Source organism: Polyangium sp. y55x31 (assembly GCF_029946505.1).
In the GTDB taxonomy this organism is placed as follows: Bacteria; Myxococcota_A; Polyangia; order Polyangiales; family Polyangiaceae; genus Polyangium.
In genome coordinates this window covers 109,650-123,006 of sequence record NZ_JARZHG010000014.1, presented here as the reverse complement: position 1 = coordinate 123,006, position 13,357 = coordinate 109,650, and the positions used below count along the sequence as shown (strand labels likewise).

At 69.0% G+C, this 13,357-nt stretch carries 10 protein-coding genes; 6 read left to right on the top strand and 4 right to left on the bottom strand.

Translation table 11 applies throughout. The features are described from left to right. Nucleotides 1-3 precede the first annotated feature (3 nt). From QHF84_RS24355 to QHF84_RS24345, 3 genes are read left to right on the top strand one after another with little or no spacing between them, the layout of a single operon-like run. Entirely contained in the window at nucleotides 4-1,677 is a 1,674-nt protein-coding gene (locus QHF84_RS24355; protein WP_281315788.1) for a chromosome condensation regulator RCC1, read from the top strand. Next, nucleotides 1,674-3,131 carry a hypothetical protein gene (locus QHF84_RS24350; protein ID WP_281315787.1) on the top strand — a complete coding sequence of 486 codons (1,458 nt, stop codon included), beginning with the start codon at nucleotides 1,674-1,676 and terminating at the stop codon, nucleotides 3,129-3,131. The genes QHF84_RS24355 and QHF84_RS24350 overlap by 4 nt, the downstream gene beginning before the upstream one ends. 8 nt (nucleotides 3,132-3,139) lie before the next feature. After that, nucleotides 3,140-4,600 (top strand): di-heme oxidoredictase family protein, encoded by a 1,461-nt coding sequence (locus QHF84_RS24345; protein ID WP_281315786.1) that lies wholly within the window; start codon nucleotides 3,140-3,142, stop codon nucleotides 4,598-4,600. 4 nt (nucleotides 4,601-4,604) lie between these two features. On the opposite strand, the gene QHF84_RS24340 is transcribed toward QHF84_RS24345, so the two are convergent. Together QHF84_RS24340 and QHF84_RS24335 are read right to left on the bottom strand one after the other, a co-directional pair. Continuing rightward, on the bottom strand, nucleotides 4,605-5,213 hold the full coding sequence (locus tag QHF84_RS24340; protein ID WP_281315785.1) for a hypothetical protein: 609 nt from the start codon (nucleotides 5,211-5,213) through the stop codon (nucleotides 4,605-4,607). After that, nucleotides 5,210-7,429 carry a hypothetical protein gene (locus QHF84_RS24335; RefSeq protein ID WP_281315784.1) on the bottom strand — a complete coding sequence of 740 codons (2,220 nt, stop codon included), beginning with the start codon at nucleotides 7,427-7,429 and terminating at the stop codon, nucleotides 5,210-5,212. Before QHF84_RS24335 ends, QHF84_RS24340 begins: the two co-directional genes overlap by 4 nt. 138 nt (nucleotides 7,430-7,567) lie before the next feature. On the opposite strand from QHF84_RS24335, the gene QHF84_RS24330 reads away from it, so the two are divergent. From QHF84_RS24330 to QHF84_RS24320, 3 genes are all read left to right on the top strand, one after another. Then, nucleotides 7,568-8,608 (top strand): M28 family peptidase, encoded by a 1,041-nt coding sequence (locus QHF84_RS24330; protein ID WP_281315783.1) that lies wholly within the window; start codon nucleotides 7,568-7,570, stop codon nucleotides 8,606-8,608. Between the two features lie 11 nt (nucleotides 8,609-8,619). After that, complete coding sequence (locus QHF84_RS24325) at nucleotides 8,620-9,561, top strand: PAS domain-containing protein (RefSeq protein WP_281315782.1); 942 nt, start codon at nucleotides 8,620-8,622, stop codon at nucleotides 9,559-9,561. Between the two features lie 187 nt (nucleotides 9,562-9,748). Next, the gene (locus QHF84_RS24320) at nucleotides 9,749-10,699 is read left to right on the top strand and encodes a PAS domain-containing protein (RefSeq protein WP_281315781.1); all 951 of its coding nucleotides are present in this window, start codon (nucleotides 9,749-9,751) and stop codon (nucleotides 10,697-10,699) included. Here the strand turns inward: QHF84_RS24320 and QHF84_RS24315 are convergent. Then, nucleotides 10,689-11,921 carry an oxygenase MpaB family protein gene (locus QHF84_RS24315; protein ID WP_281315780.1) on the bottom strand — a complete coding sequence of 411 codons (1,233 nt, stop codon included), beginning with the start codon at nucleotides 11,919-11,921 and terminating at the stop codon, nucleotides 10,689-10,691. The two genes, QHF84_RS24320 and QHF84_RS24315, sit on opposite strands and share 11 nt — an antisense overlap. Before the next feature lie 82 nt (nucleotides 11,922-12,003). Next, nucleotides 12,004-13,284, bottom strand: coding sequence for an AAA family ATPase (locus QHF84_RS24310; RefSeq protein ID WP_281315779.1), 1,281 nt, complete (start codon nucleotides 13,282-13,284; stop codon nucleotides 12,004-12,006). Nucleotides 13,285-13,357: the final 73 nt, after the last annotated feature.

Here is a 13,357-nt window from a genome sequence, read left to right as displayed (position 1 = left end):
TCGATGAAAAGGACGATCTTCGGGCCGTGGGCGCTGGCCCCGGCTCTCGTGTTGTGCGCTGGCGCGGGCTGCACCGACGAGGGCGAAGCAACGAGCGCCGCCGGAGGCAACACGGGCGCGTCCACCACGACCTCCGGCAGCGGAGGCCAGGGCGGCGTGGGTGGATCGGGCGCCGGAGGCAGCGGAGGCGCGGGAAACACCGGCGGCGAGGGCGGCGGCGGAATGGGCGGCGCCGGCGGAATGGGCGGCACCGGCGGAATGGGCGGCACCGGCGAGGGCGGAGAAGGCGGCGCATCGTCCGACCTGACGCCACCCGTCGTGACGCTTGGAGGAATCAGCAGCGGCGCGCTGCTCCGCACGGCTCGCCTCCATGTTTCCGTACACGCCGAGGATTCCGGCGGTCTAGCGAAAGTCGAATTCGCCTTGAATGGCGCCCCGGTGACATCACTGCCCGTGAGCAACGGCGCGCTCCAGTTCGATGGATTCGTCGACGCGCTGCCGACCCGCGGAAACAACGCGCTCGTCGTCGCCGCCGAGGACCTCGCCGGTCATCGAACGGAGGTGCCTCTCGACGTGCTCTTCGAGCGAAGGGCCGGCGCCGGAGGCTCTCACACGGGCGCGCTCGTGTCCGGGAAGGTCGCCGTCTGGGGCCGCAACAACCTCGGTCAGCTCGGCCTCGGCGTGGGCGACACGACGTCGCGCCTCGAACCCGTGCTCGTGCCGGGGATCGAGGAGATCTCCGCCCTCGATTTCCGCCAGAATCAATCGCTGGCGCTCCGCAAGGACGGCGCCCTGTTCGTCTGGGGAAACAACGCCGACGGCCGGCTCGGCCTCGCCGCTCCGGGAATGAGCGACACGGACAAACGCGAGGTCCCCACGCAGAACCCGAACCTCTCCGGTGTCCTCGCGGCGACGTTCGGCTACGATCACACGCTCGTCTTGCTGGAAGACGGGACGGTTCGCGCCTTCGGCGACAATGCCTCGGGACAACTCGGCGACGGCACGACCGAGGATCGTCATTCGCCCGTGGTGGTCGAGGGGCTCGACGACGTCATCCAGGTCGTCGGCGGTTCGAAGCATTCACTGGCGCTGCGGCGTGATGGCACCGTGTGGGCCTGGGGGAGGAACCAATATGGAAACCTCGGCCTGGGGACCGCGGATGCCGATCCTCACCCGACGCCCGTCCAGGTGCCGGGATTGGCCGACATCGTGCACCTCGCCTCGGGGCGGGATCACGTGCTCGCGCTGCGCGCCGACGGGACGATCCTCGCCTGGGGCCTCAACCAGAACGGTCAGGTGGGCAATGGGATGAGCGGCGCCGACGCGGATGTCTTTGCCCCCGCGGCCGTCGTGGGATTGACCGACGCGGCGGCCGTCTTCGCCGACGGAAACTTCAGCTTTGCCATCCGGGCAAACGGCAGCGCGGTCGGCTGGGGTCAGAACTTCAATGGGCAGCTCGGCATCGGCGGCGACGACACCGTCGATCGAAACGCGCCCGACGCGCCGCTCGCGCTCCCCGCGGTGCTCGAAATCGAACCCGGGGCGACCCACGTGATCGGCACGGCGCCGGACGGCGCGGTCTACACGTGGGGATGGAGCACGAACGGCAGCCTCGGCCGGCCGAATCTGCTCAACAACTGGGCTTATCCAACGCCGGGGCTCGTGACGTTCCCATGAGGCTCCGCGCGTTCGCCATTCTGGTCCTCGCCGGGTGCGTGCTCGGCGCGTGCTCGGACGAAAGGCCGCCGGAATCGGAATCGACGGCCGCAGGCTCGGGGGGCGCCGGCGGCATGGCCCAAGGCGCTGGCGGGGGCGCGTCGAGTTCGACCGGGGAAGGAGGCGGCTCGAACCCTCCAATGCCCGCCCCCACGCTCACGCTCGTCAGTCCCCCACCCGGCATGGCATTCGATCGCCGTTTCGTGGACGTGGACGTCGCGTATTCCGTACCGAAAGGAGGAGCGACCGTCCGGCTCCAGCGCGGCGAAGAGATCCTCGACGAGCGATCCCTCGACGCGTCCGCGACCATGGGCGCTGCACGGCTACGACTCCCTCTTTCGCGGGGCGCCCATCCATTCGTCGTGACGCTCGTTTTGCCGTCGGGAACGACGACCGCCGTGGAGACGCACCTCCATGGCGGACGCCTCGTGGCCGCGTCCATCGACACGATGTATGCCGTACGCTACGGGGCGATCGTGCAATGGGGCGGCGGCAACCCGATGCCCGCCAAGCGGGACACGCCGGCGAAAATCGTCTCCGTGGCCGAAGGCGGAGGCGCGCTCTTCGTGCTCGACATCGAAGGGCACGTCTTCATGGCGACCACGGAGCAGCCGTCCTTCGAGCCCGTCGCGGGGCTCGACGACATCACGGCCCTCGCGCCCGGCGGAGGACATACCTTGTTCCTGCGCGCGGATGGCCGCGTCTTTGCCGCGGGGCTCAATGGCCGCGGCCAGCTCGGCGTGGGCGATACCGAAAGCCACCCCAGCATCGTCGAGGTGCCCACCACAGCCGAAATCGTCGCCATCGCCGCCTCGGACGACGCGTCCTTCGCCGTCGACGCGAACGGCCTCGTGCACGCGTGGGGCTCGAATGACGAGGGCCAGCTCGGAATCGGCGACGAGGACGTCTCCCCCCACCCCACGCCGCTCATCGTGCCGAATCTCGTCGACATCGTCGACGTGGCCGCCGGGCGGGACCACGTCCTTGCGCTGACCACGGGCGGCGGCGTCCATGCATGGGGGCTCGGTTCGAGCGGACAAATCGGGGATGGCTCGGCCGGCATTCTGGCTTCCAGACCGCAGCCCGTTCCCCTCGTATTGCCCGACCGCGTGGTCGCGCTCGGCGCGCGGGGAAATACGAGTTACGCGGTGCTCACGAGCGGGGATCTCCTCGGCTGGGGTCAAAATAGCCTCGCGCACCTCGGCGTGGGCGACACCAATTTGCGAACCAAGCCTACGCCGTGCCTCGTCGGCGCCGTGCGCGCGCTCTCCGCGGGTCTCACCGGCGCGGTCGTCGTGGACGACGCCGGCGGCCTCCAGGCGTGGGGCTCGAATGCAAGCGGCCAGCTCGGGCTCCCGCTGCCACCGGAAGGCCCCGAGCGATCGAATCTCCCCGTCGGAGTGCCCTGGCCGTGACGCTTCGAATGGCGCGATGGGGAGCGCTCTTCCTCGCCGCATGCTCCGATCCCATCCTCGAACCGGGCACCGGCGGAGCCGGCGGCTCGTCTTCGAATGCCGGCGGTGCAGGAGGCATGTCGAGCAGCGCCTCGAGCTCTGGCGCGGCGGGCGCGGGCGGAGCCACGCCGGCGATGTTCGAGCCCGGCGAAGAGCGGCCCGGCGGCGACACGACGCTCGACACGCGCGACGAAAAGAGTTTTTCCCGACCCGCGGCAAACCTTTCCCTCGCGCGCCTCGGGACCTTCGAGGCCGGGCTCGCGCTCTTCGACGTCGCGTGGACGGTCGGAGGCGAAGTCGACCGCGACGGCCTGGGCCCGACCTACGTCGGAACCTCGTGCCGGAGCTGCCATTTCCGCGGCGGCCGCGGCGCACCGCCACCTCCTGGCCAGCCGATGACGTCGATGCTCGTGCGACTCTCGATTCCTTCGGACGACGGCGCCACGTTCCTCCCCGATCCCCGCTACGGCGATCAAATCCAGAACAAGGCCATTCCCGGGGTCACGCCGGAAGGATGGTTCTCCGTCGACCACGCCTCGAAAACCGGCTCGTATGCGGACGGCACATCGTACGAGCTGCTGGAACCGTCCTACACCGCGCACGACCTCGCATTCGGCCCGCTCGCAGCGGGGACCGTCCTTTCACCCCGCGTGGCGCAGCCCATGATCGGGCTCGGCCTGCTCGCCGCCGTCCGCGACGAGGACATCGAGGCCCTGGCCGATCCCGACGACGCCAATGGCGACGGCATTCGCGGCCGCAGAAACCATGTATTCGTCGAAGGAGCGCTTTTGCCCGGCCGCTTCGGGTGGAAAGCAAACGAGGTGGACCTCGCGCGACAAACCGCCGGCGCCTTCCTCGGAGACATCGGCATCACGTCCCCTCTGCGCCCGGCCGACAATTGCCCGCCCATTCAGGTGGACTGCGCCGCGGCCGCGGGCACGACGCTCGACATCGACCCGGCGCGCTTCGACGCGATCGTCGTCTTTTCTCACCTCGTCGCCGTGCCCCATCGCCCGGACGCCGCCGACCCCGAGGTGCTCCTGGGAAAAACCCTGTTCTCGCAGGCACGTTGCGACGCGTGCCATACGCCGTCGTTCGTCACCGGCCCCCTCGCGGGTTTTCCCGAGGTCGAAGGCCAGCGAATCTACCCGTACACCGATCTCTTGATTCACGACATGGGCCCGGGGCTCGCCGACGATCGCCCCGATCACGAGGCCGGCGGGCGCGACTTCCGGACGTCCCCGCTCTGGGGCATCGGCATGACGAACCTCATTTCCGGGCACACGCGGCTCTTGCACGACGGGCGCGCCCGGAGCATCGAGGAAGCAATCCTCTGGCACGGCGGCGAGGCCGAAGCCTCACGCGAGGCATTCCGCGCGCTCCCCGCGCCCGGCCGGGCCGCGCTCCTTCGATTCGTCGATTCCCTTTGATCGGCTAATGCGCGTAAATCGACGGCCCCTCTTCCCAGGGCAGCCACGACTCCGAGAGGATGAGGAACGTCGACGCCGACGTCATCCCCTTGTAGCCGAACTCCACGCCGACCCATTCGAACACCCGGCGATCCCCGGTCCGCACCGGGAACACGATCTCGCCGCCCTCGGGGAACGGGACGAACTCGTTGTCTCCCACGGGATCGAGCTTGATCGACACCCCTTCGTGATTGCCGCCCAGCATCGAGATCTGCCCGACCGACCCCGTGCACCGGATCCGCACCCATTCGCGGATATTGTGCATCTGACAGCCACTCGACGCCGACCCCGGCGAAAATGACACCTCCCTGCCCAGCACGTCCCAATCGGCGTCCTTCGGCCGTGGCGACTTGTCCGCCGAAATCGCCAGTGTCTGCTTCGGCGGCGCGGCGAGCCCCGGCTCCGCGTCCCCGTCGCCCGCATCCTCCGTCCCCGCATCCTCCAGCGCCGCCACGCTCCCGAGCGGCACCTCCTGCGTGGGCGGCGCATCTTGCGCGCTCGCCCAGCCCGCGAACAGCGCGCCTCCTGCGAATGAAAGCGCCACGAACCCGATCGTGCCCTTCTTCGTCTTCATAACGTCCTCAGGAACGCCACGAGCGCCGCGCGCTCCGGCTTGGTGAGCTGGTTCGTGTTCCCCATGCGATCATCGTTCCGCTCGATGAGCTCTTCCAGCGTCGAGAAACGCCCGTCATGCGCATACGGCGCCGTCCCCCCGACGAACCGGAGCGACGGCGTCTTGTACCCGAGCTCCGGATCCTCGTCGAATCCCTGCAGCGGCGGCAATTTCGAATACACCGGATACGGCGCGCGATCGCTGTAATCCATGTCGGGCACGTGGCAGCCCGCGCATTTCGTCTCCACGCGCAGGAACACCTCCTGCCCCTTCTTCTCCTCGTCCGTCATCTCCCGCGCCTTCCGCGGCGGCGGCACGAGCCCGAGCCGCAAGAACGCCCGCAGCGCCATCGCTCGCTCGGTCAGCTCCTTCCGTTCATGCCCGTACGGCAAAGCGCCCCACCGGTGGAGCAAAAACCCGTTCGTCAGCCGGTGCGTGAGATTGGGGCTCTCCGCGTGCCATCCATACGGACCCTCGTACACCACGCGCCCCGCGAGCATCGGTGTTTGGCGCGCCAAACCCCCGTTCACCCCTTTTTCCGCCGCCCAGCCGGGGATGTTCGCCGCGCCGGCGAAAAAATTCGGCGACTCCGTGACGGCCGCGGCCTCGTGCCAGACGTGGCCATCGTCTCTCCCCTCCGGATGGCACCCCGCGCAGCCCATGCCGCCGCTCGTCACGTCGTCGGTCCCGTTGTAATAAAGCTGCCGACCGAGCGCCGCCTGCGCCGGCAGCGGCTCCTCCCCGAGTCGCATCAACTGATTCCTTCCCGAATCGAAGAACACGACCTCCATCGAATGCGTGGCCCGACAGAACACGTACGCCGTCCTCTCGTTCGCGGCGAGCGCGATCCCGCTCGGCGCGCCGCACCCGGTCGCCACCTTGTATTTCGGATCCGGATCCTTCCGCAGCTCCACCTTCCCCGCGATGAACAGCGACGGATCGATCGGCCCCGCGTAAAGCTCCACGAGCTCGTCCGTCCCCTCCGAGGCCACGAGCAGTGTATCCCTGCTCTTCATGTAGACGACCGCGCGCGGCTGCACGAATGGGTTTGGCATGGAACGTGGCCCCGCGCCGCCCGTCTCGGGATCGTCCACCATTCCCGTCGCTGCCGACGCCGTCATCTTCGGCCCGGCGAGGCGCGTCGGCGCGAGCGGCGTATCGTCCTTCGTGAGCAGCACGTCGACCGCCGACACCCCCATCCAGACCTGCGGCCCGAGCCCGCCGAGCGCGTGCCGCGGCACGTAGAGCTTCTTCCCATCCGGCGACAGCACCGCCGAATACGCGAGCGACGCATTCGACGTCATCCCCACCGGCGTCCGCAAAGGCGACGCCGGCAGCTTGATCCGTTTCGCCGACGCCGCTTCCCCGTCGATCCCATCGATCCGCGTGAGCTCCGTGCCCACGAGGTGCGTCACGTACGCCGCTTTCCCGCTCGGATGCACCACCACCGCGCGCGGCTCGCGCGCGACATCCACGGTAAAACGCACCTTCCCCGTCGCGAGGTCCACGCCCGAGACCTTGTGCGTCCACGCGCTCGTCACGATCGCCGTCGATTCATCGGGCGTCACGGCCACGCCCCACGCGTCCTCGGGCAATTCGATCCGCGACGCGATCACGAGCCCTTTTTCGGCATCCGGCCGCATCACGAGCAAAAGCCCCGGACCCGTCGCCGACGGCACCGTCTTCGGCTTCTCGTATTTCTCCGGCCCCTTTGCTTTCGCGACCGCCGGCGCCGCGCTCGCCGACGTCGTGGGCGCCGGCGCCGCGCTCGCCGTGCGCTCCTCGGGCGAAAGCTCCGTGCCCGGCGCGATCGCCCCTTCACTCCGGATCGTCACGAGCACCCGATCCGCGAGCGCGAGCACCTGGGCCGGCTGCCCGGGCACCTTCACGGTCCGCGCCGGTTTCTCCACGTCCACCGGCGCCGCGATCACGTGCACCACGCCCCGATCCTCGTCGGCCACGTAAAGCGCATCATCCATGGGCGAACGTGCGATCGTGCTGCCCTCCCGCGCCACCGCCTTCGGCTTTTCTTTCGGCGGCGCCGGCGCCTCGGCGACGCTCGGCGCCGCCGCGCTCGTCGTCTCCGCCGGCGTGGGCCCTGCGGGCGTCTCCCCACCCCCCTTGCATGCAACGAATGCCGCTGCGACTGCGATCGGATAGCCCCATGAAAAACGCATCGTCCCTGTCTCTCCCGGCCCGCGTGTCCCCTGCCTTCGCCGCGGCGCCGAGCAACGCTCGGACCTCGGTCCCTCGTCCAGAGTCACGCGAGAGCGCGCATCTTACCTCGGTCCACGCGCCATGATAAGGTGCCCCCCATGACCACGGAGATGCGAAAGCTCGTCGAAGAGCTCTGTTCTCCGGCATGCGCCGGTCGCAAACCAGGCACCAAGGGCGGGGACGCCGCGCGCGCCGCCGTCGTATCCGCGCTGCGCAAGGCCGGCCTCGATCCGCACGAGCAGCCCGTCCCGGGCTTACGCGGCGCCAACGTCGTCGCGGTCCTGCCCGGCGACGTCGAGCGTTACGTGCTCGTCGGCGCCCATTTCGACCACCTCGGCGAGCTCGGCGGCCAGGTCTTCTGGGGCGCCGACGACAACGCCGCCGCCGTCGGCATCCTCCTCGACGTCGCCCGCGCCCTCGCCAAAAAGCGCCCCGCCGGCCGCGGCGTCATCCTCGCCGCCTTCGACGGCGAGGAGCCCCCGCATTTCACGCAAAACACGATGGGCTCGGTGTTTTTCGCGAAACACCCCCCCGTCCCGCTCGACCGCATCGACATGATGATCGCCATGGACCTCGTCGGCCACACCTTCGGCCCCGCGGGCGTCCCCGCCGAGGTCGGCGAGTCCCTCTTCGCCCTCGGCGCCGAGCACAGCGAGGGGACCGCGGCGCACGTCGATTCCATCGCGACGAGCGAGCCCGGCGTGCGCATTCGCCGCGCCGACGCGGACATCATCCCGCCCCTCTCCGATTACCTCGCCTTCTGGCAGCGCGGCGTCCCCTTCCTCTTCCTCACCTCGGGCCGCTCCCGCCATTACCACACGCCGACCGACACCCCCGAAAAGCTCGACTGGCCCAAGATGCTCGCGACGGCCCGCTGGCTCGAACGATTCGTGCGCGAGACCTGCGCGCGGCCCTCGCGCCCCATTCCATTTCTGCGCAACGGCCGGGACGACGCCGCGACGCTCCGCTCCCTGATCACGATCACACGCGCGCTCGAACCCGTCTCCGCCGAAGCGAGCGTCGGCCGCGAGACTGCCGAAGAGCTGCTCGCCCACTGCGATGCGCAGGGCGCCCTGCCGGCTCCGCTCCGGAGCCACGCGTCGATGCTCGTCGGCATGCTCGAATCGAAGCTCGCCTGAGGTCCGCCGCAATGGATCACGCCGCCCGCATGCGCCGCATCGCCGAGACGCTCGCGCGCCTCGTGGACGAAGAGGTCCCCGCGCTCATTGACACCATCGACGACGGCCCGCTCGGCGACATCGAACGCGAAGTCAATCGCACCATCACGAGCCTCGTCGTCCGCCTCGAAGAGCGCCTCCTCTTCCGCGTCGGCCCCGTCGTCGTCTTTCGCTGGCGCGCCGAGCCGAGCTGGCCCGTCGAGTACGTCTCGCCAAACGTCCTCGATCTGACCGGTTATCCCGCCGAGGAATTCCTCTCCTTCACGCGGACCTTCTCCGACCTCATCCTCCCCGAGGACGTCCCGCGCATCACCGAGGAGCTCCGGACCTTCGAGGCGAGCCGCGCCGAATGGTTCACCCAATCGCCCTATCGCATACGGCGGCGCGACGGCCGCACGATCTGGGTCTCCGACCACGCGGTCATCCACCGCGACCCGTGGACGCGGGAGGTCACCCATTATTTCGGCTACATCTTCGACAGCACCGCGCACATCGAGCAATCCATCCGGCTCCAGCAAAATGAGCTGGCCCTCCGCAAGCTCGCGAGCCCCGTCCTCCAGGTATGGGACGGCGTCCTCGCGATGCCCGTCGTCGGCGCCCTCGACGAGGCCCGCGCCGCGCACATGACCGATACCTTGCTCCAGGCGATCACACACGGCGGAATCAAGGTCAGCGTCATCGATTTGACGGGTCTCGACGACGTGGACGCGCCGACGCTCGAGCACATCGTGCGAATGGTCCGCGCGGCCGAGCTCCTCGGGAGCCGGTGCCTCGTCTCGGGCATATCGACCCGCGTCGCCTCGGCCATCGTATCGCTCGGCCTCGACGTTACGAAACTACACACCTTCGCCACGCTGAGCGCCGCGCTCGGCCACGCCCTCGCCCACAAGAATCTCCGTCGCGGCAGCCGGTAGAAAAGCGCACAGCGCCGAATTCCCATTGCGCCTCACCGCCAGCTTCGAATTCCATCATCATCCGAATTCGAAACGTTGGTGTTCAACGTAAATCGCTTGTCGAGCGAAGTGCGGCTCGGCTACACTGGGACGGGTTTTCATTCGGGGGGACAAGCTTCGGGGGGTGCTCGAAGCCGAAGGACACCCCATGGATCAAGCCGAGAGACTGCGTCGAATCTCCACGACCCTGGCACGCCTGGCGAACGAGGAGCTGCCCGACTTCATCGAGGATATCGACGACGGCCCGCTCGGCGACCTCGAACGGAACCTCAATCGCGCCATCGGCGCCCTGAGCACACGCCTGGAGGAGCGCCTCCTCTTCTCCGTGGGCCCCGTCGTCGTCTTTCGCTGGCGCGCCACGGAGGGCTGGCCCGTCGAGTACGTCTCCCCGAACGTCATCGAATTGACGGGGCACCCGACCGAGGATTACCTCCTGGACAAGCTGAAATACTCCGACCTCATTTATCCGGAGGACCTCGCGCGCGTGGGCGAGGAGGTCAGCACGTACAGCGCGAGCGGCGCCGAATGGTTCGCCCACGAGCCCTACCGCTTGAAGCGCCGCGACGGCCGGACGATCTGGATCGCCGATTACACCGTCATCCGGCGCGACCGGGCGACCGGCCAGATCACCCATTACTTCGGCTACATCTTCGACACCACCGATCGCATCGAGCAATCCCTCGCGCTCGAACGCAACGAGCGGACCTTGAAGCAGCTCAAGAGCCCGCTCCTCCATGTATGGGACGGCGTCCTCGCGATGCCCGTGCTCGGGGCCGTCGACGAATCGCGCGCCTCGGCCATGACGGACGCGCTCCTCGCCGAGATCAACCGCAGCCGCGTCCACGTCACCGTCCTCGATCTGACGGGCCTCGAAGACGTCGACGCGGCCACGCTGGAACACCTCATGCGTATGGTCCGCGCCGTCACGCTCCTCGGCAGCCATTGCCTCGTCTCGGGCATTTCGCCCCGCGTGGCCTCGATCATCGTCTCGCTGGGAATCGACGTGGCGAAGCTCTCCACGTTCGCCACGCTGAGCGCCGCGCTCGGGCACGCCCTCGGGCAGGCGGGGCGCCGCCGCCCCGGCCGCCTCAACGCGTGAACGACTCGACTGCCTTGTACTCCGCGCGCCGCTTGCCGAGGTGCGTATCGAGCCATTGCCGCGTGCGCCACCGCGCGAACGTGTCCGCCCACGTATCGACCACGTCCACGTGCTTGCGCACGGTCTCCAGCGCGAAGACGATCGGGAACTGCGCGATCGGGTGAAACTTCCAGATCCCCGGGTCCGGCAATCCGAACTTGCGGAACGACTGCGGGGACAGGAAATACTTCGTGTACCCGAGCTCGAGGTGATATTCGAGCCGCTTGCGCAGGGCCACGAGCGGCGGATCGCCCTCGCGCGGCGCGTACGACTCCACGTACGAGCGCGCCAGGTCCACGCCGTCCTCCCCGGCCGTCTTCGCGCCCTTGTTGAGCGCGGTGAACAGGAGGCGCACGCCCTCCTCGTACGTCGTCGGATACCATCGGGGCTGCACGCCCATCAAATGGCCCACGTACCGCCAGAAGTGCATGAGCGCCTCGATCTCCTCGCGGCTCGTGCGATACCCGAGCTTCTTCAGCGCGAGCGCGCCCACGCTGCCGGCCATCAGCGTGATCAATGCGTCCCCTTGGCTGATCGGCACGCCCCAGGCGTCGAGGTCCCACCCCGGATGACGCAGGAGCCGCTTTCGCACGAACACGTGCATCAGCCGGACGCGCAGCGCCGTCTTCCTCCCGAGCCCGCCCGGCCGCAACGCCCCCGGCTCCGAGATGTCGATCCAGAACGCGGCCGTCTCCAGAAACCGCCGATGCGCCGATTCCCCGGTATACGCGCCGGTGAACGCGAGCGGCTTCGCGACCGAGCTTTCCTGGTACCCGTCGAGCGTGACCGCGCCCGCGAAGCTGAACATGTGCGTCCCGTAGCGCCGCCACACCCGCGCGCCGTGCTCGACCTTGTCCCAATCGAGCCACGAAGGCGGCGTCTCCACCTCGGCGAAGAGCGCCCGCAGCGACGCCGGCGCGTCCAGGATCGACGCCACGCCCGATTCGAGGGCCCGATCCACGAGCTTGCGCCCGGCCCCCTGCCCTTGCGCGAGGTAGACCTCCTCGACGAAGGCTTCGGCCACGGGGTCCGCGTCGTAATAGCAGTGCGCGAACGTCCGCACGAGCTCGTCGGGCAACACGGGGTCGAAGCCGACGAGCCTCGCGAGCCGCTTGCGACGCTTCTGCGTGCCCGCGTCCTTCATGTTGTCCCAGTAGCGGAACTCGGTCGGAACTCGATCCACCGAACCCGAGCTGAAAAACGCCGGCTCGCCCATCCTGATCCCTCACCTCCGCGCGCTCGTGTCGTCGCGACGCCAGGATAGCTCAATCGTCCCAGGGTCGGGAGGATTCGAGCAGCCGCATCATCTCCCCCGAGGAGACGCTCGGGACCGCGCCGCTCTCGCTCTCGCCCTCCGAGACCACGTGCCGCATCCGCGTCGAGCGCATCCCGTCGCGCCCGCGCACGAGATCCGCGAACACGATCGCCCTGGGCAGCCCGCGCAGCGCCGCGATGATGGCCGTCGAATGCGTGGACAGGAGCACCTGCGGCACGACCGTCGTCTCCCCGAGCGCCGGCGACGTCGCGGAGAGCAGCGAATCCACGAGCGCGCGGAGCCTCCCGGGATACACGCCGTTCTCGGGCTCCTCGATGGCCACGATCGCGCCGCGCCGCGCGGATCGCAACAGCGTGAAGAGCGCGAGCAGCCGGAGCATGCCGTCCGAGAGCAACCGCGCCGGAAGCCGCTTCATATCCATGAAATCAGCCTCCAGCCGGAGCTCGTCCTCGAACGGCGTCACCTCGAAGCCGCGAAACCCGGGCAGGAGCGTCTCCATGTCCTTTCGAATCGCGGCGCGCGCCTCGGGCCCGAGCGCGGCGAGCACGGTCGGCAGGTTCGATCCGTCCTCCGTGAGCGACGTCCCGGCCGCACGATCGCTCGGCTGCGTGAGCCGGTGCGGCTCGACGTGCAAGAGCCGAAAGGCCCGGAGCTCGCGGCTCGTCGCCTCCACGAGCGGCGTCACGAGCGCATACGGCAGCGATAACAGGCTCCGATCCCGACCGATATCCACCGATAACGACGGCCCTCCGTCGCCCGGCTCGATCCGCACGATCCGCTCCGGCCCCGGGGCGCCTTCGAGCTCGACGCGCATCTCCGGCGTCCCGTACCTCGCGAGCGGCCCCCAATGCGGGTGCTGATCGATCCACGCGTCGGCGCCGCGCTTGATCGGCAAGAGCCGCTCGCGCGTGATCACGAGGCCGTCGAGCCCGCCGCGCTCCAGCGTCCGCTCGATCTCGACCTCGTAACGCACGCGCGACAGCACGAGCTCGTGCCGCGACGACCCGGGCAGGAGCAAGACCTCGGCCGCGAAGCGCATCGAACGCTCGACCCCTTCGGGCGTGCGCGCGAACTGATCCCGAATACGCCCGCGTCCACCCTTGAACGCGGTGACGAGGTTCGTCTCCGCGACCTTCGCGAGCAACGCGAGCGCGTCGAACAGATTCGACTTTCCTGCCCCGTTCGGCCCGACGATCGCGGTGAGCGGCTCGAGATCGAGCGAGAACGCGCGCAGCGACTTGAATCCGTCGATCTCGATGCGTGTGATCATCCCGAGGTCCGCGAGAGCCGGCGAGCGGCCCCCCTCCGCCACGCATGCTAGGGCGGCTTCCCCCGACCTGTCA

Coding starts and splice junctions, on each gene's coding strand:
- QHF84_RS24355 (WP_281315788.1), top strand. CDS start 4: ATGAAAAGGACGATCTTCGGGCCGTGGGCGCTGGCCCCGGCTCTCGTG.
- QHF84_RS24350 (WP_281315787.1), top strand. CDS start 1,674: ATGAGGCTCCGCGCGTTCGCCATTCTGGTCCTCGCCGGGTGCGTGCTC.
- QHF84_RS24345 (WP_281315786.1), top strand. CDS start 3,140: ATGGCGCGATGGGGAGCGCTCTTCCTCGCCGCATGCTCCGATCCCATC.
- QHF84_RS24340 (WP_281315785.1), bottom strand. CDS start 5,213: ATGAAGACGAAGAAGGGCACGATCGGGTTCGTGGCGCTTTCATTCGCA.
- QHF84_RS24335 (WP_281315784.1), bottom strand. CDS start 7,429: ATGCGTTTTTCATGGGGCTATCCGATCGCAGTCGCAGCGGCATTCGTT.
- QHF84_RS24330 (WP_281315783.1), top strand. CDS start 7,568: ATGACCACGGAGATGCGAAAGCTCGTCGAAGAGCTCTGTTCTCCGGCA.
- QHF84_RS24325 (WP_281315782.1), top strand. CDS start 8,620: ATGGATCACGCCGCCCGCATGCGCCGCATCGCCGAGACGCTCGCGCGC.
- QHF84_RS24320 (WP_281315781.1), top strand. CDS start 9,749: ATGGATCAAGCCGAGAGACTGCGTCGAATCTCCACGACCCTGGCACGC.
- QHF84_RS24310 (WP_281315779.1), bottom strand. CDS start 13,284: ATGATCACACGCATCGAGATCGACGGATTCAAGTCGCTGCGCGCGTTC.